This window comes from Acinetobacter sp. YH12070 (genome assembly GCF_013419625.1).
Lineage (GTDB): Bacteria > Pseudomonadota > Gammaproteobacteria > Pseudomonadales > Moraxellaceae > Acinetobacter > Acinetobacter amyesii.
This window is the reverse complement of record NZ_VOZT01000035.1, coordinates 1-18991: the sequence shown is the minus strand read 5'-3', so window position 1 is coordinate 18991 and position 18991 is coordinate 1. Positions and strand designations below refer to the sequence as shown.

The window sequence follows — 18991 nt, the reverse complement described above, 5'->3', positions numbered from 1 at the left end:
TGATGAAAATTGCATAAACATGACTAAAATAACTCGAGACTTGAACGAATGATCGAAGCATTTTTAAAAAAACTTCCCTTTTACGACAAGAAATGGTTTCAGTTTGTTTTATTTGTCATTCGACGTTTTGAAGCCGATCGCTGCCGTGAACAAGCAGGATCATTAACCTATACCACCTTGTTTGCAGTGGTACCCATGTTGACCGTATTCTTGGTCATCATCTCCTCAATTAAAGCTTTAGAACCTGCTCGTCAACAGCTTCAACAATTGATTTATAGTAATTTCCTACCGAAAACGACAATTGCTTTTGATAAAGCACTGAATGCCTTCACCGATAAATCCAGTAACCTGACTGTTATTGGTGTACTGTTTTTATTCATTACCACAGTTATGATGCTGACCAGCATTGAGACAGTATTTAACCGAATTTGGCGGGTGCGTGAGACACGTGGCGGCATTATTGGCTTTATGCGCTATTGGACTATTATCTCATTAGGCCCAATCTTACTGGGTAGCGCATTTGTTGTGTCATCTACCTTGGCCTCTATGAATGTCCTCAGCAATAATTTTGCCGGCTATGAACTGGATGGGGCTTTTCTGCTGTGGATCTTGTCTTTTTCATTGACCATTTTAGGTTTTTTCATTCTGTATTGGACGATTCCCAACCGCAGTGTGCCGATTAAGGCGGCGCTGATCGCGGGTGTCTTTAGTGCCGTGGTATTTGAATTGCTCAAAAACCTCTTTGGTTTTGTCATGTCAAATTTCACCAGTTATCAAATCGTTTACGGTGCTTTTGCTGCAGTGCCAATTTTCCTGCTTTGGATATTCCTTTCATGGAATATCGTACTGATTGGGGTAGAAATTAGTTATGCACTGACAGCTTTCAATTCGGGCAACGACCAAAAACGTCATCCTGTTATTATGTTGATGGATTTGCTTGAATTATTTTATAAAAAGCAAAAACTCGGTCAGAGCGTGACAGAAAAAGAAGCGCTTGAGGTTTTAGGGCGTGATGAAATCGGCCGCCTGCCAAGCTATATTTTATTGTTTGAAGAGCAACACCTGATTAAACGTACAGATGATGATCATTATGTTTTAGTTCGTAATTTAACCCAAGTGGACTTTTGGAGTTTTTACAGTAAGCTGCCCTATCCGCTCCCTAAACGGCAAGATTTAGGTCGCGTCGATCCAGATGATGTTTGGATGGAAAAAATTGGGCCGCAACTGGTCGAATCGGATGATTATCTCGCGGCCAAACTCTCGATTCCACTTGCGACTATTTTTGAAGAAAAATAAGTGTAAATAAAAAAAGGAGAGCCGTAGCTCTCCTTTTTTATTTATACATGATCTTAGGTCGCTGTGCGCTGACGTCCCATCAATTTAGACAACCACCGATGCAAGGTTACCGTCATCACTCCGACCATTACTAAGGCCGTCCCCAAGATAAAATTCAGTTCAATCGTTTCGTTTAAGATCAATACGCCAAAGACCAGTCCAAAGATTGGGGTAAGGAATGAAAAAACACCCAGACCATTGGCCAGATATTTACTTAACAGCCAAAACCAAAGCATCAGGCTAAAAAATGAAATAATGAGCACATGAAAAATCATACTGCTGATGGACAACACCGTCCAATGTACAGTCATTTGTCCTGTCAGCCACGCCACGGGTAATAAAAATACACAACCACCAACCAACTGATAAAACAAGGTCTGAGTCGGAGGTGCATCAGAGAGTTTGGTGAGTCTTAATGAAATGGTGGTCAAGGCCCACATCACCCCAGCAAGTAATGCCATCGCATTACCCAACAGGGCTTGAGTGTTGACTGTAGTACTACTTTCACGTCCCATAAACGACAGTACTATTCCTGAAAAGGCAATAAAAATACCGACCCATTGGATCGCTGTAAGCTTTTCTTCAGGCAACTTCCAATGTAAACCTAGTGCCACGAATATCGGTGCGGTATAGAGCAAGACAACGGTATGTGATGCAGAGGTATAGCGCAGGGATTCTGCCACTAAAGTAAATTCGGCTGAAAATAAAAACGCCAACCAGATACCCGGCAGCAAGTATTCTCGAGTATATAAATGTGTCCCTGGTTTGAGACGAATCAGTGGAAAAACCAACAGCGCAGCCAAACCCGATCGAATGGCAATTTGCATGATCGGCGCAATATCAACCGCGGCCAATTTCAAAATGACCTGTTGAATCCCTAAAATCATGCACAAAATAATCATCAGACCAGAAGCTTTCGCATCTAGCGCCTTACGCTGTTCCACACTATTTACTCAACAATACGACAAGCAACACTATAGAACTGTCAGAAATAAAATATATACTTCAAAATAGACAAGTGATCTTCTTATTCAGGCAAAATTTCTCATGCGTCATAAAGCTCGTGCAGATCATACGCAGTTGCAACAACTTCCCACCAACGATGAAATTCAAGCAGCGCTATGGATCAGTTTTCGTGACGATCCTGCATTGTCTGTTTATCCCGTCCACGGTCATGCTTGGGGTGAATTTGTCTATGCCTTTAATGGCGTAATGGAAGTGAACATCAATCAGATAGACTATATTACTCCACCGCCTTATGGCATCTGGCTTCCCCCACACTTAGAACACAGTGGTTTAAATCGTACTGCGGTTTCACATGGAACCTTATATGTACATGAATCTCTATGCACCCACTTGCCGAAACAACCGGGGATTTTACTCAGCTCACCTTTAGTTACAGCGATATTCAGCCATTTGCGTCTGTTGCATCAACAAGCCGATCTCATGGAAAATACGGCCGAGTATCAACGCTTACTCCATGTGATCTTAGATCAACTGCATCAAGCCAAACTGGTCAGTAGTTATTTACCGCATTCGGATCACCCTGCCCTCAAACAGCTGCTTGATTATTTACATCAACATCCTGCAGATCAGAGCGCGCTTGAGCAATTGGCAAAGCGGATAAATATGACGGAACGTACTCTGGCGCGTTATTGTCAAAAAGAACTTGGGATGTCCCTGCATGAATGGCGACAACGTCTCAAAGTCATGAAAGCCATGTCCATGCTCAACGCAGGCCAAACCGTCGAAAATATTGCCTTAGAACTTGGCTATGCCAATGCCTCAGCGTTTATAAATATGTTTAAAAAATGGATGCTTTGCACCCCAGATCAGTTTAGGAAATCCGTTTTAAAGCCCTAAATGTGTTTAAATTTAGCTATAAGTGTCTCTATAAAGTGATTCAACAATCCGTTAAGATCAAAAAATCTACGAAAATGATAATAATTCCATTTCAAATGAATAAAAAAACCATTTTAGCGCTGTGTTTATCTGCCGTATTTTTAACGGCTTGTAGTTCCAAAGAACAGCGTGAATTTAAATCTGCACTCAAAACCGCTCAAAGTGGTGATGCGACTGCGCAAATGAAAGTGGGTGATTTATACCTCAGTGGAACGGGCACAGAACAAAATATCGAACAAAGTGTACATTGGTACAAAGCTGCTGCGGATCAAGGCACTACGGACGCATTCGCATGGTTGATGACCCAAGCTTATCAAGGCACCCCGCATGCAGATCAAGTGATTCGAAAGATGCAGCAAGATGGCAATATTTTCCTTGCACACTGGGTGCTAGACCTTGCAAAAAAGACTCATGATCCTGCTGCTGAATATACCGTTGGTTGGATGTACGACACTGGAAAAGGCTTAATTCAAGATAAGCACCAAGCGCAAATTTGGTATGAAAAAGCTGCCAAACAAAAGAATGTCGAAGCAATCAAAGTCTTGGGAAATCAACATTATTTTTCTGAACATCCTTCGTCTACACCCGACAAAGCAGCTGAATATTTAAGCTATGCCGCAGAACAAGGGCAAGATGCTGACGCGGCGATGAAAATGGCACATTATTATCATTATGATATTCGAGATGGTGAAAAAGCGCGACAATGGTATGCCAAAGCAGGTGCATTGGGAGACACCGACTCACAGCATATGGCCGAGACCTATGAAGCATGGAAAGATACTGGTCCTTTACAACCGAATGAGCCACCGCCATCAAGCAGTACCGAATAGATCAATCAAAAAAGGCTGCATTAAGCAGCCTTTTTTGTATTTTTTTCACAGATTATTTGACAAAAGTTGTCCAAACAAAATCCTGATTTTTGCCTTTCAGGGTCATTTTCAACTGCTCACCTGACTGTAGTGCCGCGACACCCGCAGGCGTACCCGTCATGACCACATCACCCGCTTCAAGACTAAACACTTGGCTAATATCTGCCAACAAAGTACCCACATCAAAAATTAGCAATGCAGTATCACCGTTCTGGCGCAGTTCATCATTGACATGCAAGGTGTAATGCACATCTTTCCAATCTTGAACCACCTCTTGAACATCGACCCAATCCGCAAGGATGCAAGAACCATCATAAGCTTTGGCACGCTCCCAAGGCTGACCTTTTTTCTTTAAGTCATCTTGTAGATCACGCAAGGTCAGGTCTAGCCCCAAAGTCACAGCTCCGACTGCTTCTAAGGCTTTGCGTGGATCAGTTTCAGCCGATAAAGGTCGATCAATACGTAAACTTAATTCGCATTCATAGTGGCAACTGCCCCATGCAGGATTCCATGAGATGCCTTGCTCTAATGCGGTTAATGCACTTGGCGGCTTCATAAAAAGCACAGGACGGTCAGGAATTGCATTGCCTAATTCTTTGGCATGATCTGCATAACTACGACCGACGCAAACAATTTTAGATGGACGTGACTGCATACTACTCCCTCTTTTGTTATGAATAGATTGTCTTAGTGCTGAAAAGTATTGGTAAAAATCGCTTGGTCCGCAGTATCTTTAAATGCACTTTTCGGCACAATAATCACGGTTTTATTTTTCAGTTCAAGCATATAGGTCAATTTGCCTTCAGCAAAATTGGCCACTTCAGCATAATGGAAGATATTCTTACGACCATTGGCATGAATTTCTGCATAGTCTTGAAATAAATCAATACCTTGTTCACTTTTTCCTAATTGGTATTTTACAAACTGGCGTTTAAACATCATCGGTAAAAACCAATAACGCATGATACCTTGAAGAAGTAAAAAGAAAGCACCCAGCCCAACATAGTAGGCACCGACACCATTTACACCTAAGTAAAAACCCCAGATGATAATCCCAAGGCTAATGGCTGGCGTTAAAAAACGCGTAAATTGCTTTTTGCCAAAAGTAGCTAGTGCAAAACCATCCTGTGATTCTTCTAGATTTAAAAAATAGCGCAGCGATAATGCAGGTAGATTTTCAGACATAAGCGTATGAATATTTAAAAATGAATTGCGCTAAATACTACACCACAATTCAAATTTGCTTCATGCTTTTTAATGGTCGGTTGTAACACATCACTACTTCCCTTCCCTCTAGAAATACGTTAAAAACAGCAACAAATAAAAGATTGCATACGCAGGATGTGACATGCAGATAACAAAAATAATCATGGTGCTGGTGTTTCTGAGTGGACTGAGCATATCGACCAGTTGGGCCAAATTCGTTCAATGGCAACCCCAGATCCCTAGTAGTTTGGACTTATTTAATGGCAATGCCAAAGCCTTGGCAAATCTTGCCGGTGATCACATCGTGATTTTTGCACATCCTTCACAGCAAATTAGTCTACCCACGATGAAAGCAGGACAAAAAGTCGTTGGTAAATTTCAAAGTGCCGCGGTGGTTGTCCCAACCAACAGTAAAAATGTCGCCAGATTACTCAGTAATTATCCAAACTACGCCGGCTTATTTCCCACGCTAAAATCTGCTGAGGTTTTGCAACAGCAAGGTTCAACCAGCCAAGTTAAATACCGCATCCATATCCCGACACCTATTCCGGTTTTAAACTTTAAAGAAACCGTGGTGATGCAGCACCAAATTCAGCACAACAGCATTAATAGTTTGATTCTAGAAGCACCAGTGCCCTTTGGTGCAGGGAAAATTGAATGGTTTGAGATTGATGCACAACACACCTTGATTAGTGTGACCCAATGGGGCGATTTAAATCAGCCCAAAGGTTTTTTGTTTAGCAAAATATTAAATGCCTTACCCGATGCCAAATTAGGGATTCCTGCGGGAACCAATGGTTTTTTACTCGAATCATTACAGCGCCGATTTAAAGCCTTTAGTAGTGAAACTCTCGCTGCAAATCAATTGCCTGAACTCAAATTGAATGCCTCTCAACTCGACAAAATCACCCAATTAAGTCAAAGCTCGAAAGAACCTGTGTCCTTTATTTTGACAGCGCAGCGCGTTCCCTTTGGGCAAAATTATGAATTGATGCGCTTTAGCACCAGTTTTCAATATTATGCACAAGAGCCTTCGAGCTTACAGCGCTGGATTAATGTGTCTTCGTTCAAGCACTTATTTCCAAGACAAGTCAAACATATGCAAGTGCAGAAAATTAATCCGCACCTCATGGATGCCGACTATAAAATTTCGGTGGGTTTAGGTGTGATCAATATTCCCTTTGATTTTAAGATGCGTTTTAACTATCCCGACTTACTGCAAAATCAATATACCGCAACAGGTGGGGACTTAAAGTTTGTCCGAGGTGCAATGCATATTCGCCCCTTACAACAAGGGTCGTTATTACAATTGACCAGTGCGGTGAAGATTGATGACAAAGCACCGTTTTTACTTCGTGCTATGCGCAGTATGCCGTATCACGACATGTTACCGGCTTTAGGCGGAAATACGGTCTTTGCACTCAAAGTTAAACAAAAGCTAAGTTAGAACCTTGATTGATGAACTGAATTTATTGTTTTTAGCTATATTTCAGACACAAAAAAACCGCAACATGTGCGGTTTTTCAATCTTGATCAAGTTGGTGCGCTCAGAGAGATTCGAACTCCCGACCCCTTAGTTCGTAGCCAAGTGCTCTATCCAGCTGAGCTATGAGCGCGACGTCTTGATGAGGCTCATTATACGTGATTTTTATTTTTTGTTAAGAGCTTTTTCATATAAATTTAACCAAACGCACAGCAAATAAACAATTACCCTTTAAACACGCTTAAAATCAGCTAGATTTACTTTTTTAATGACTTTTGCATCACAAGTTTGGAATTTAAACTTAGCAATACTCACGTATAAATGCTCAAGATAGATAACAAGTATATCGCCATCATTGAATCGCGGCTTTAACTCACCAACTTTTCTTTATCTTAGCTTTAAAAAATGCATCGCCATGAACATCTGAAATGAGGGTTTATCTGCTGAAAAAAGCAAAATCAAATTTACTGATGGGTCGTCTTATAAAATACAACGCTTTATACAATCTAAGTAAGAGACAAAAGACAAAAGACAAAAGACAAAAGACAAAAGACAAAAGACAAAAGACAAAAGACAAAAGACAGCTATATCAAAACGATAAATCACAAGCACAAAAAAACCGCAACATGTGCGGTAATTTGTTCAAGTTGGTGCGCTCAGAGAGATTCGAACTCCCGACCCCTTAGTTCGTAGCCAAGTGCTCTATCCAGCTGAGCTATGAGCGCGTAACTTGTGTCGTCTTAAAAGACTACGTTTTCAGATTTACTTATTGGTGCGCTCAGAGAGATTCGAACTCCCGACCCCTTAGTTCGTAGCCAAGTGCTCTATCCAGCTGAGCTATGAGCGCGACATAAGTAAATCGTGGCGGTGAGAGAGGGATTCGAACCCTCGATACAGTTGCCCGTATGCATCCTTAGCAGGGATGTGGTTTCAGCCACTCACCCATCTCACCGTAACGTGCCGCCATAATACAAAGATCATGATACGACTGCAAGCACAGTCGTTATATTTTTTTCATTTTTTTACTCAATTAGATATTTTTTAAACGATTTTCAAAAAATTAGTGCAAAATTAGTTCAGCACGCACTGCTGTCCCCTACTTTTCAGCTTTAAACATTATAAAATATCGGCATAAAACACTTTATTGCAATCAATTGCGTGCAGTATCTGCTTGCATGACTTATGCTAATCCTAATCTTCTGATTTGAAGCCAAATACATATGAAAAACTGGGTCGACCCTGAAGCAAAAGCTGAAGCCGAACGTTATGACAATCCAATTCCAAGCCGTACTCTGATTCAAGAGACGATTGAACAACTGAAAACTGCAATGTCGCATGCCGATCTTGTAGAACATTTTGAAATTGCCGATCAAAAAAGTATTGATGCACTGAGTCATCGTCTGATTGCGATGGTTCGAGATGGTCAGTTGATGAAAGATGGATTTAAGTTCCAGCTTGCAGCTGAGCAACCGACTCATGAAGCAACGGTTTATATCAACTCAAAAGGTTTAGGCACAGCCAATATTAGTGGTGAAGATGACCTTTTACTTCCTGAACGTGAGTTGCGTCAGGTGTTTAATGGTGACCGTGTTAAAGTCCGCCAAACGTCGGTAGACCGTAAAGGCAAGGCATGGGGCTTTATTACTGAAGTTCTACAGCATCGTGTCAAAGAAATTATTGGTAAAGTGTCTGAGTATGAAGGTGAATATTTTATTCAGCCGGCAAATCCCAATGCACACCAACCGATTACTTTAGAAAAAGAATTAATCGAGCATGCCAAAGTCAAACTCGGCGACTCTGTGCGTATTGCGATTGACAGCTACCCAACCAAAGAAGAATTTGCGACAGGCCATATTGTTCAGTCGATGGCTGATAAAGCAGACACTGAAATTATTATTCCGCAAACCATTTTAGAGTTTGGTTTACCTTACGAATTCCCTGAAGCAGTACAACAAGAAGCTGACAGCTTTAAAGAACCCTCAGAACAAGACCGTGAAGGTCGTGTCGATTTACGTGATTTAGCGCTTGTCACCATTGATGGTGAAGATGCCCGCGACTTCGATGATGCCGTGTATGCGGAAAAACGTCCGGGTGGTGGTTATCGTGTTGTCGTGGCAATTGCCGATGTCAGCCATTATGTACGTCCGGGTAAACCGCTCGATGACGAAGCTCAAGAGCGCGGTACATCGGTGTACTTCCCTCATTTTGTATTGCCGATGTTGCCTGAGGCGCTGTCGAATGGTTTATGTTCTTTGAACCCACACGTAGACCGTTTATGTATGGTCTGTGATTTAAACTTATCTCGCGCGGGTCGTGTCACTAAGTTTGAGTTCTATCCGGGTGTAATGCATTCAAAAGCTCGTTTGACCTATACTCAAGTGGCCGAATATTTTGAGGGTAATAGTCAAGCCATTCCTGAAGACCGTGATGTGCGTAAATCGGTCAATACCTTATTCCAATTGTATCAAGTGTTGAAAGGCTTACGTGCTGAACGCCACGCGATGGAATTTGAAACCGTTGAAACTTATATGACTTTTGATGAGCTTGGCGGTATTAATGAAATCTTACCGCGTAGCCGTAATGATGCACATAAGTTAATTGAAGAATGCATGTTGTTGGCAAACGTCGCAGCGGCAGAATATGCATTAAAAAACGAAATTCCGATGCTGTACCGTGTGCATGAACCACCTGAGTTCTCACGTATTCAAAAGGTTCGTGATTTTGTGAAGTTATTGGGTCTTCCATTCCCTGAACAGCCGACTCAAGCTGACTATCAAGCCGTGATTGATGCCACGAAAGACCGTATTGATGCTCCAAGCATTCATGCCGTTTTACTCCGCTCAATGATGCAAGCCTATTATGGCGCGAACAATGCAGGTCACTTTGGCTTGGCTTACGAAGCATATACGCATTTCACATCTCCAATCCGTCGTTATCCAGACTTGTTACTTCACCGTGCCATCAAAGCACAATTGAAGAAAAAACCTTATCCAATTTCTGGTGCTTCGCTGGATGATGCAGGTGAACACTTCTCTGCGACCGAGCGCCGTGCTGATGAAGCTTCACGTTCTGTCACTACATGGTTGAAGTGCCATTACATGCAGCAACATTTGGGTGAAGAGTTTGTCGGTACCATCAGTGCAACTGCTGAATTTGGCCTGTTTGTAACGCTCAAAGACTTATATGTTGATGGCATGATCCACGTCAGCCAATTGGGTGATGACTTCTTCGTCTATGACCAACCGAGTCAGAGCTTAATTGGTCAATCTCGAGGTCAAGTTTTCAGTCTAGGCGATGAAGTGAAAATCAAAGTTGCTGGTGTAAATCTAGAAGAGCGCAAAATCGACTTTGAATTGATTCAACAATTGAGCCATGCAGGTCGCGCTATTCGCGCACGTGCCCCTCGTGTTGCAAAGCCTACAGCCAAAGAAGAAGTCTTTTCAGAGCGTAAAACCAACGCTGCTGAAGATGGAGAACAACCCATACGACGCAAAAAATCGAAATCTAAGCCCAGTTCATTCGGTAAAAAGCCTGCTAAAAAATCTGCAAGCAAATCTGAAGCGAAGGCTAAAGATAAAGTGAAGAAAAAATCTAAACCGAAAAAGAAAAAATCCAATGCTAAATCAGCTGCGGATTAAGGTTGAAAGAAAAGAGCGCTTCGGCGCTCTTTTTGATTCTGAAATTAAAATTAAATGTTTGATATTTCAACCAATATTACTATCTTCTAGCCGTCTTTTAACGGCGGTTATTATGAAAACAATATTTACTGTACTACTAACATGTTCAATTTTATTCAGCACAGGGTGTGCAACCATGTTTAATGGTTCATCTCAAACGGTCAACATTCGTAGTAACGATGCCGATGCAAAACTCTATGTAAATTAAGAGTATATGGGTAAAAACAATGCTATTTATACTTTTAAAAAGAAAGAAAATATGTTTTAAAGGCTGAAAAAACAGGCTGTAAAACGACTACAGTCGTTCCTACAAAAACGTTTGACCCTACAACCCTTCTCGGGGTTTTAGTCGACTGGGGAATTATTTCTATTTTAGTGGTTGATGGTGCGGCAACAGGCTCGTGGCAGAAATTCAATCAAACAAATTTTGTGATTGATCCTGATTGTTAATTCATCATTAAGCCTGCATTACATGTAGGCTTTTTATTTCATAATAAAGAATAAAAATATAAACCTTGATTTAACCAGCAACAAACCCTACATCTATAAATAACTCAGGATTTATATGAAGTAGAAAATATGACTTTAGAAAAGGCAACTTTGCCTGTTCCACAATTTGACCAAATTACCCTTGCAGACTTAAAACAAAAGATTGAACAGAGCATTGCCCAAGGTCAGGCATTTTTAAAAGAATTAACGGATGTACCCGAATCCGTACAAGCACAACTACAAGTACTCGAGCACGTCGATACCCTTGAAAATAACATGAGTGAAGCTTGGGGCGTGCTGTCGCATCTAAATGCCGTGATGAATAATGCTGAAACTCGTGAACTTTACCAATCTTTACTGCCCGTCCTGAGTGAGTACTATACGCAGCTAGGTCAACATACAGTGTTGTATCAAACGTATCAGCATGTACATGACAACAGTGTTTTCGACACGCTTCCTGCAGCACAACAAAGCGCGATTAAACTTGCGTTACGAGATTTTAAACTTTCAGGCGTAGCCTTAGAAGGTGAACCAAAAAAACGCTATGCAGAAATATCTACACGACTTTCACAGTTATCATCAGACTTTTCCAATCACGTATTGGATGCCACCCAAGCCTACTTCAAACCTTTAACTGAAGCGCAGCTCAAAGGACTACCTCAAGGCAGTATTGAACTTCTGAAACAATATGGTCAGCAACGTGAGCTTGATCAGGCTGTAGCAACACTCGACTTCCCGTCTTATATTGCCATTATGACCTATGCCGAAGACCGCGAAGTTCGTGAAGCACTCTATAAAGCCTATACCACACGTGCTTCTGATCAGGCAGACTCTGCTGAATTTGATAATACAGCGGTCATGGAAGAAATCTTGAAACTACGTCAGGAAATGGCTAGCCTGCTTGGTTTTAACAACTACGCCGAATTGTCTTTAGCAAGCAAAATGGCACCCGATGTGGCCACTGTAGATCAGTTCCTGATTGAACTGGCAGAACATGCACGTGCGCCAGCAGAGAAAGAAATCGCTGAACTGAAAGCCATTGCAGCGCAAGACGGTATCACTGAGTTACAACCGTGGGATGCCACTTTCTACTCAGAAAAACTCAAAGTTCAACAGTTTAATTTGTCACAAGAAGACCTGAAGCCCTACTTCCCTGCACCTAAGATTATTCAAGGCTTGTTCAGCATTGTAAATCGTCTCTATGGCATCAATGTGATCGAGCGTGAAGCGCCTGTTTGGCATCCTGATGCACGTTACTTTGAGCTTGAAGATCAAGGCAGCGTGATTGGCGGTTTCTACTTTGACCTGTATGCACGAAGTGGGAAACGTGGCGGCGCATGGATGAGCGGCTTCCGTTCACGCATGCAAACTGAAAATGGTCTGCAAAAACCAATTTGCTACATGGTCTGCAACTTTACCCCACCTGTCGGTGAGCAAGCTGCTTTACTTACCCATGATGAAGTAACGACGCTGTTCCACGAATTTGGTCATGGCTTACATCACATGCTCACTGAAGTCGATAACATCGCTGTGGCAGGTACACATGGCGTAGCGTGGGATGCAGTCGAACTGCCAAGTCAATTCATGGAATTTTGGGCTTGGGATCAAGAAAGTTTAGATTTGCTCAGTGAACATGTTGAATCAAAACAAACCTTACCAGCCGATCTGTTAAAAGCACTACAAGATGCACGTTTCTTCCAGTCTGGGATGCAAACGTTACGTCAAATTGAATTTGCCATGTTTGACTTAAATATCCATAAGGCCAACCCTGCTTTGGACGCTGCAGGCATCCAACACACCTTAGATGCTATTCGTCAAAAATATGCGGTTGCACCAACCACTCCGTACAACCGTTTCCAACATGGTTTCAGTCATATCTTCGCAGGTGGTTACGCTGCTGGTTATTATTCATACAAATGGGCAGAGGTTTTAGCAAGTGATGCCTTCGACCGATTCGAAAATGAAGGAATTTTTAATACTTCGACTGGCAAGTCGTTTAGACAATTTATTCTAGCAGTTGGCGGAAAAGATACGGCACTTGACGCATTTATCAATTTCCGCGGACGCGAGCCAAAAATAGATGCTTTGCTGCGTCATCAAGGTTGGACGAACGCATCTAAAAACGCTTAAACTAGGGGCCTTAGTTAGATTCAAGGTAAGTATGATGACCATTAAACGACGCTTCATTGCAGGTGCAAAATGTCCAAAATGCCAAGCGATGGACCGGGTTGTCATGCTGACCTCTGGCGAAGACGAATGGATCGAATGCATTGATTGTGGTTACAGTGAAAATCGACCGACTCATGTCGATCAACCTGAACAACCTGCCGTGCCAGACGATATCGGTGTGATCCAATTTAAGCCACGTCAGCCTAAATAAAAATTAAGGTCAAAAATGACAGAAGATCAAAGAAATAATCCAAAACTGTTAGTTGGAATCATTGGGGGCTTAACGTTATTGATTGCTATCTTTTTTGCATATCAATGGTTAAACAGCAGTACAGCAGATAAATCTGAACTTCAAGAAGAAATGGTCGCTGCACCGGCTAAACCGCCTGTTGCAGTCCCAGTCCAATCTGAAACTGAAGCATCAGTCCCTGCCGCAGAGACTGACACCATTAAATTGGTCGAAGAAGACATTTTAGATGCAGCTGTGCCTGAAAATGCCTCTTTAGCCAAAGAAGAAATTGCCAAATTAAATGACATTCAACAACAATTGAATGATCAGGAGCAAAGTTTAAAACAGCAACATTCAGATGCAGATGAACTGATTAAACTGAAAGAAGAACAAATTAAATTACTCGAAGCACAGTTAGCACAACAAGCAAAATAACCGACTTCTGCTACACCATGCGTACTTATAGGCTAGAATATCATCAGATTTTCTAGCCTTTTTGTTATGTCCACTACTACACCACAAAATATCCCCAAAGCAATTGGCTTTCTCATGCTATCAGCGCTGCTTTTTTCCATCATGGGGGTTTGTATACGCTACGCATCTCACACAGTAGATAATGCCACCATCGTATTTTTTCGCAATGCGGTTGGCTTATTGATCTTTCTCCCTTTGATCCTACAAAAAGGCAGCAGGTTTTTTAGAACTGAAAAACTGTGGATGCATACCTGGCGTTCAATCGTGGGCTTAGTGGCAATGTATGGTTTTTTTTATGCCATCGCACACTTAAAACTCTCCAATGCCATGGTCTTCACCTATTCCTCGCCGATCTTCATCCCCTTAATTGCATGGTTATTTTTAAAAGAAAAAATAACCCTGAGTATGCTCATTGCCGCCGTCATTGGTTTGATTGGCGTCCTCTTCGTCGCAAAGCCCGATGCAGGAATGTTTAATCAGTTATCACTCATCGGACTAACCGCAAGCTTCTTGGCAGCCATGGCATTTGTCACTGTTCGTGCCCTTACAGCAACTGAACCACCTGAACGCATCGTGTTTTATTTCTGCTTTTTTGGCACGCTCATATCGATGATCCCGATGTTCTGGCTCTGGCGTCCTTATAGTTTAAAGGAGTTAGCTTTTCTGATTACAGCGGGGCTTTTGGCCAATATCAGTCAAATTTTTATGTCCAATGCCTATAAGCTTGTACCCGCAGGTCAAATTGGCCCCGTGAACTATATCACGATTATTTTTGCCGGTATTTGGGGCTTTGTTCTTTGGCAGGAACTGCCAGACATTTACAGCCTATTCGGCTTTGCTTTTATATTTTTAGCGATTTTGCTCTGTAGTCCAATCCTACAAAATAAGTTTAAAAAGTCATAAAGATTCAAACCATTTACCATCAAATGCACAGCCCCTTATTCAATAAAAAAGCACCCGAAGGTGCTTTTTTAATGCTTCAAAATTAATTTATTGATACCAACCAAACAGCTTAAAGAAATACGGCAGATACGCAATAATCAACATTGCAGGGAACAGCACAATCAGCGGCAAAATCCAACGTTCATAACGGTAATAAAACGACAAGTGACGAACTTCAGCATCCGCTTCATTGACTTCAGCATCCCCTATCGACTGTCGGGCCAAGAGGTGGTTCAATGCAACTGGAGGCGTAACATAACCTAGCTCAAAACCAATGAGTGTAATCATCCAAAAATGCACAGGATGAATACCGTATTGATAGGCTACAGGAGCAATAGTTGCAGAAATTAAAATGACTGCGCCAAACGGATCCATAATCATACCCACAAAGACCATCAATCCGACAATCAATGTGATAACCAAAAAAGTACTGCTGATATCAGTTGGGAATAAACTCATGACTTCAGTACGCTCTAGCAATCCACCAACGCTTACCGAAAGCGCCATCAAAATAACCAAAGCACCGATATGTCCAACGGTTTCACTGGTCGAAATATGCATCGACTTCCAAAAACCAACTTGACGTAGAATCTGCATAGAGCTGGATTGAGCCACTGTATGATTCGCAGCCTGCCCATCATCTGTGCTATTGCCATGTAATCCTTCACGGTATTCTGCATGTGCAACCTGTGCGCCGGCTAAAGCAGGTTCAGCATTCGCACTATAATTTGCTGTTAGTGTTTCATCCCAATGCCCAACAGCTGACAATGGTGCTGGCTGATGACGTAATTTATCCACTAAAACGATCATCAGCAGAATAACAGGCATCATGACTGGTGCAGTAAATTCATTTAAATCTGTATTCAATAAATATTTATAGAACATCCAGATCAGCACGAAAATCACAATATAAGGAATAACGGCTAAGAAGGCACGTCCTGACTGCGGCGCTGCCACATTGGCTTGAGCAATACGGAACTTATGTTCTGCAAAAAATAACGACACAATTAAAAACATCGTAGATGTCAGCAAGAACGTATAAATACCATATTGATAAAGCAGATCCGTGGTCACTTCTTTATTTAGCGATGCAACAACCACAATCAATAAGCATGGACGTAAAACCACCCCAAGCGAACCGGACATTGCTGTTGCAGCCAAGGCAAATTGACGGCGTCCGCCAGCGTTCCACACTTCCTTATAAATAATCGCGCCTGCCGCAATGACAAAGATCCCCGATGCTCCAGTATAGGCTGTAGGCAATGCTGCTGCGATTAAAATCAGCCATGTTAAAGTCTCAGGAGCTAAGTTCCATGGGCGTAAAATATTCAAGAATAAATCTACGACACGGGTTTGCTTCAACAACATACCCGCCCAAATGAATAACGCTAGATTCAGGAAAATACTTGAAAACTCGACCAATTGCCCTAAATAGATGCCTTGCCCCATCGGGTAGTCCATAAAGAAGATAAAGGCGATACCTGTAATCAACGCCATATACGCATATAAAGGCACGCTTAGGAACGCGAAACTAAGACTACCGCCCTCTTTGGCATCTTTTGGCGGACTAAACAATTGCAAAACACTGATCAATGTCAGGATTGAGAACAGCGTCATCCACATCCAATAAATCAGTTCAGTTTCGGTGGTCATTGGAACTCCCGAATTTTTCACTGAATTGAATTGGCTGATACTTGAGTAGGTTAACAGTCCATTACCGAAGCTCATCATCAGGCTATAAACACGATAATCCTTCTTGGTTGCAGGACCGCGTAGACCAATATGATGAATTTTCAATGTCGCACTAATCGCAGCTATAACCACCATAAAAATCAACAAAATGGCGCGATTTTCAGTACCAAATTTAAAGATACCGAAGAAGCTTGTTTCAAAATTACGATAGGCGCGAATACTCGGATGCTTCTCCATATGTTGCATGGCTTTATCATAAAATTGATACTTTTCTTCACACTGCTGCACACTCGCTAAAATAGACGAACGAACGTCATTCTCAGATGCCGTACCAAAAAAATCAGCAAACTCATCTGCTGCATTGGCTTGCATTTGAGTTTTCACCAACGCATCGACATTCGGGTTACGGTCACATTCAGGCTTGGCAGGCTCAGCCCTTAAAAAAGAGTACTGCATACCTGTTGCAGGGTCACCATACAGTCGCTCTCCCATACGGAGCAACTGCCCATGGATCATCTCCCCTGTACCGATAATTAGTGTAAGCAGAAGCAAGATCAATACGACTAGAGTCGAAATCCATTCTGTCCAGACATAACGTAACAGACCAACGATGCTGGATATGTTTTGTGCATCATTTTGCATGAGTCTTCCTATTTTTATTTTGGAGCCTAGCTGGACTAAGCATCCTCTTCCTTATCGGTTCGAGAAGTTCCTTTCCCTGACCTAACTGTTTTATTATTACGTTTAAATTTGCATCAATATTCAAAACATTAAAATGACAATATGTATTTTCTTTTCGGTTTTTTTTGTCAACCCAATCACCTAAAGTGAGCTAACGATCCCAGAAATAATTGCCAACAAGATAGAACAAGGCGATGATAATGCCCCAAATCACCCCCAATAAATGTGCTTCGACTAAAATGGGGCTTCCAATTAATTCAGCCGTTCCCGTATTGCCCACGGTATTTTCCCACACCAATTTTGCCAAAATCAGCAACAATACAAAGGCTGCAAAATTTCGCTCCCGTCGATACATCAAATGCACACAAGCGACCGCGACATAGGCACCATGTAAGACACCAGATAATCCGGCATAGGCTTCAATATCGGGTAAGAAAAAATAGAAACTTAGACTGATTAAAGGAGATAAAATCAATAAAATGGCAACAAAATGCCATGTCGAAACTCGTGGGAAAATAAACGGTAAGCAAATAAAGGCCAATATATTTAAAACAAAATGAATCCAACCGACGTGAACCCAATGTGCGGTCCATAAGCGCCAAAAATCATGAAATAAGTCATCTTGCCAATAGATAAAATAATCTTTAAATACCTGTAGCGAGGCACAGATCGAAACGAATACGGCAAGAAAGACAATTTTCGGTATTAAAAATTGTAGTTTCATTTTCGCTCCTCCTGTACCTCACTTTTAAACGCTATTGCAAAGATTAATTTGCAGCTGTGCCACTGGTTTCAATATCACCATTAAACAAATCATCGAGTTCAGAACTATTGGCACTTTCATCCCAGAAATGTTCCATACCATCATCAGCCGTACGAACGCCTGTATGTTCAGTCCAATAACGATCTGAAATCCCTTTCACCATGGTTTCAGCCATGCTATCGATGAGCTTAAATTGTGGATTAACAGGTTTCTCATCGCTACGCGCTTGTGCAAAGGTACGTAAGGCATCACGGATTTTCGCATCATCGCCACTGGCTTGTGCAGCAACCGCATATAAAGCATGTGACAGTCTCACACCCTTTTGCTCACCAATTTGCGTAGATTGTTTCAATGTTTGGTATGGATCAGGTTTTCCATCACCTGCACCCGGCAGTAAAGTCCAGATCACAGCGCGGGTTGCATTTGGTGCGCCCCAGAATTTTTCATTATTCAGACACACCATACCGCGTTCAACAATCGCAGCAATGTCTTTAGGAACGTTTACCGCCCCACCTGAGTTAATATCATTGGTCATGGCCTGTAAGCCACTTAACATTCCCAACATATACACTGTTTGGTCAATGTCGCTGTTCATTTTTGGACAGCCTTCACCTAGACTTTTCTTATACTTCTTTTCAAAACGATCTTGAAATAATTGATAGCCGGTATATTGACGCTGTGCCGCAAGTGCCGCCCAACGCTTTTGCTCAACACGGGCATCCTGTGCTTCGGTTACTTGGTTAGCTTTAGATGCACGTAAATAACGTAACTCTGCATCCAAGGCTTTTTGTTCTGCACAAATCCCTGCTGCTGAATACATCAACACAGCCACACGTGTTGGGTCTGCGCCCATATCTTTGGTGGCCATAATGGCTGGGGTTAATGAATTACCTGAATTACACACCATTTCAGCATCTTCCATGGCTAAAATTGGTGGCACAATATGTTTTTCGGCTTTGTACACGACAAAAAAAGATAACTCATTGAAATAATGGCATAATACTTGTTTTCTGACGACGAATATGATGACACATTTCAATGAGTTACATCTCATCTTAAACAAATATCTAAAGTGGAACA

At 41.9% G+C, this 18991-nt stretch carries 16 protein-coding genes and 4 tRNA genes; 10 read left to right on the top strand and 10 right to left on the bottom strand.

What is annotated here, in order from left to right:
- Positions 1–48: 48 nt before the first annotated feature.
- Positions 49–1296 carry a YihY family inner membrane protein gene (locus tag FTU17_RS11275; RefSeq protein ID WP_078192438.1) on the top strand — a complete coding sequence of 416 codons (1248 nt, stop codon included), beginning with the start codon at positions 49–51 and terminating at the stop codon, positions 1294–1296.
- Positions 1297–1349: 53 nt separating this feature from the next.
- Here FTU17_RS11275 and FTU17_RS11270 read toward each other — a convergent pair whose 3' ends face one another.
- Positions 1350–2279: a DMT family transporter gene (locus FTU17_RS11270; protein ID WP_180135521.1), complete on the bottom strand. Its 930-nt coding sequence runs from the start codon at positions 2277–2279 to the stop codon at positions 1350–1352.
- Between the two features lie 103 nt (positions 2280–2382).
- Here FTU17_RS11270 and FTU17_RS11265 point away from each other — a divergent pair, with 103 nt between their 5' ends.
- Positions 2383–3198: a helix-turn-helix domain-containing protein gene (locus FTU17_RS11265; RefSeq protein ID WP_180049293.1), complete on the top strand. Its 816-nt coding sequence runs from the start codon at positions 2383–2385 to the stop codon at positions 3196–3198.
- 95 nt (positions 3199–3293) lie between these two features.
- Complete coding sequence (locus FTU17_RS11260; RefSeq protein ID WP_180135519.1) at positions 3294–4067, top strand: tetratricopeptide repeat protein; 774 nt, start codon at positions 3294–3296, stop codon at positions 4065–4067.
- Between the two features lie 52 nt (positions 4068–4119).
- On the opposite strand, the gene FTU17_RS11255 is transcribed toward FTU17_RS11260, so the two are convergent.
- Both FTU17_RS11255 and FTU17_RS11250 read right to left on the bottom strand, forming a co-directional pair.
- The gene (locus FTU17_RS11255) at positions 4120–4785 is read right to left on the bottom strand and encodes a fumarylacetoacetate hydrolase family protein (protein WP_313044169.1); all 666 of its coding nucleotides are present in this window, start codon (positions 4783–4785) and stop codon (positions 4120–4122) included.
- 8 nt (positions 4786–4793) lie between these two features.
- Positions 4794–5291: a YcxB family protein gene (locus tag FTU17_RS11250; protein ID WP_180135517.1), complete on the bottom strand. Its 498-nt coding sequence runs from the start codon at positions 5289–5291 to the stop codon at positions 4794–4796.
- Positions 5292–5454: 163 nt separating this feature from the next.
- On the opposite strand from FTU17_RS11250, the gene FTU17_RS11245 reads away from it, so the two are divergent.
- Entirely contained in the window at positions 5455–6759 is a 1305-nt protein-coding gene (locus tag FTU17_RS11245) for an SRPBCC family protein (RefSeq protein ID WP_180135514.1), read from the top strand.
- A gap of 92 nt (positions 6760–6851) precedes the next feature.
- Here FTU17_RS11245 and FTU17_RS11240 read toward each other — a convergent pair.
- The 4 genes from FTU17_RS11240 to FTU17_RS11225 form a co-directional block, all read right to left on the bottom strand.
- Positions 6852–6928 (bottom strand) — tRNA-Arg (locus tag FTU17_RS11240).
- Positions 6929–7443: 515 nt separating this feature from the next.
- Positions 7444–7520: transfer RNA gene (locus FTU17_RS11235), tRNA-Arg, on the bottom strand.
- A 45-nt stretch (positions 7521–7565) separates the two neighbouring features.
- A tRNA-Arg gene (locus FTU17_RS11230) sits at positions 7566–7642 on the bottom strand.
- 15 nt (positions 7643–7657) lie between these two features.
- Positions 7658–7747 (bottom strand) — tRNA-Ser (locus FTU17_RS11225).
- A 268-nt stretch (positions 7748–8015) separates the two neighbouring features.
- On the opposite strand from FTU17_RS11225, the gene rnr reads away from it, so the two are divergent.
- From rnr to FTU17_RS11195, 6 genes are all read left to right on the top strand, one after another.
- A complete protein-coding gene (gene rnr, locus FTU17_RS11220; protein WP_180024359.1) occupies positions 8016–10433 on the top strand; it encodes a ribonuclease R in 2418 nt (805 codons plus the stop codon).
- Positions 10434–10545: 112 nt separating this feature from the next.
- Entirely contained in the window at positions 10546–10680 is a 135-nt protein-coding gene (locus FTU17_RS17530; RefSeq protein ID WP_257223233.1) for a hypothetical protein, read from the top strand.
- 371 nt (positions 10681–11051) lie between these two features.
- Positions 11052–13091 (top strand): M3 family metallopeptidase, encoded by a 2040-nt coding sequence (locus FTU17_RS11210; RefSeq protein WP_180135512.1) that lies wholly within the window; start codon positions 11052–11054, stop codon positions 13089–13091.
- A gap of 40 nt (positions 13092–13131) precedes the next feature.
- Positions 13132–13341, top strand: coding sequence for a YheV family putative zinc ribbon protein (locus FTU17_RS11205; RefSeq protein ID WP_171256675.1), 210 nt, complete (start codon positions 13132–13134; stop codon positions 13339–13341).
- 15 nt (positions 13342–13356) lie between these two features.
- Positions 13357–13794 (top strand): hypothetical protein, encoded by a 438-nt coding sequence (locus FTU17_RS11200; RefSeq protein WP_180135510.1) that lies wholly within the window; start codon positions 13357–13359, stop codon positions 13792–13794.
- A 66-nt stretch (positions 13795–13860) separates the two neighbouring features.
- Complete coding sequence (locus tag FTU17_RS11195; protein ID WP_180135508.1) at positions 13861–14736, top strand: DMT family transporter; 876 nt, start codon at positions 13861–13863, stop codon at positions 14734–14736.
- An 87-nt stretch (positions 14737–14823) separates the two neighbouring features.
- Here the strand turns inward: FTU17_RS11195 and FTU17_RS11190 are convergent, their stop codons facing one another.
- From FTU17_RS11190 to FTU17_RS11180, 3 genes are all read right to left on the bottom strand, one after another.
- Complete coding sequence (locus FTU17_RS11190; RefSeq protein ID WP_180135506.1) at positions 14824–17109, bottom strand: TRAP transporter large permease subunit; 2286 nt, start codon at positions 17107–17109, stop codon at positions 14824–14826.
- A gap of 190 nt (positions 17110–17299) precedes the next feature.
- Positions 17300–17872: a rhombosortase gene (rrtA, locus tag FTU17_RS11185; RefSeq protein ID WP_168379122.1), complete on the bottom strand. Its 573-nt coding sequence runs from the start codon at positions 17870–17872 to the stop codon at positions 17300–17302.
- Positions 17873–17915: 43 nt separating this feature from the next.
- On the bottom strand, positions 17916–18965 hold the full coding sequence (locus FTU17_RS11180) for a hypothetical protein (RefSeq protein ID WP_373684070.1): 1050 nt from the start codon (positions 18963–18965) through the stop codon (positions 17916–17918).
- Positions 18966–18991: the final 26 nt, after the last annotated feature.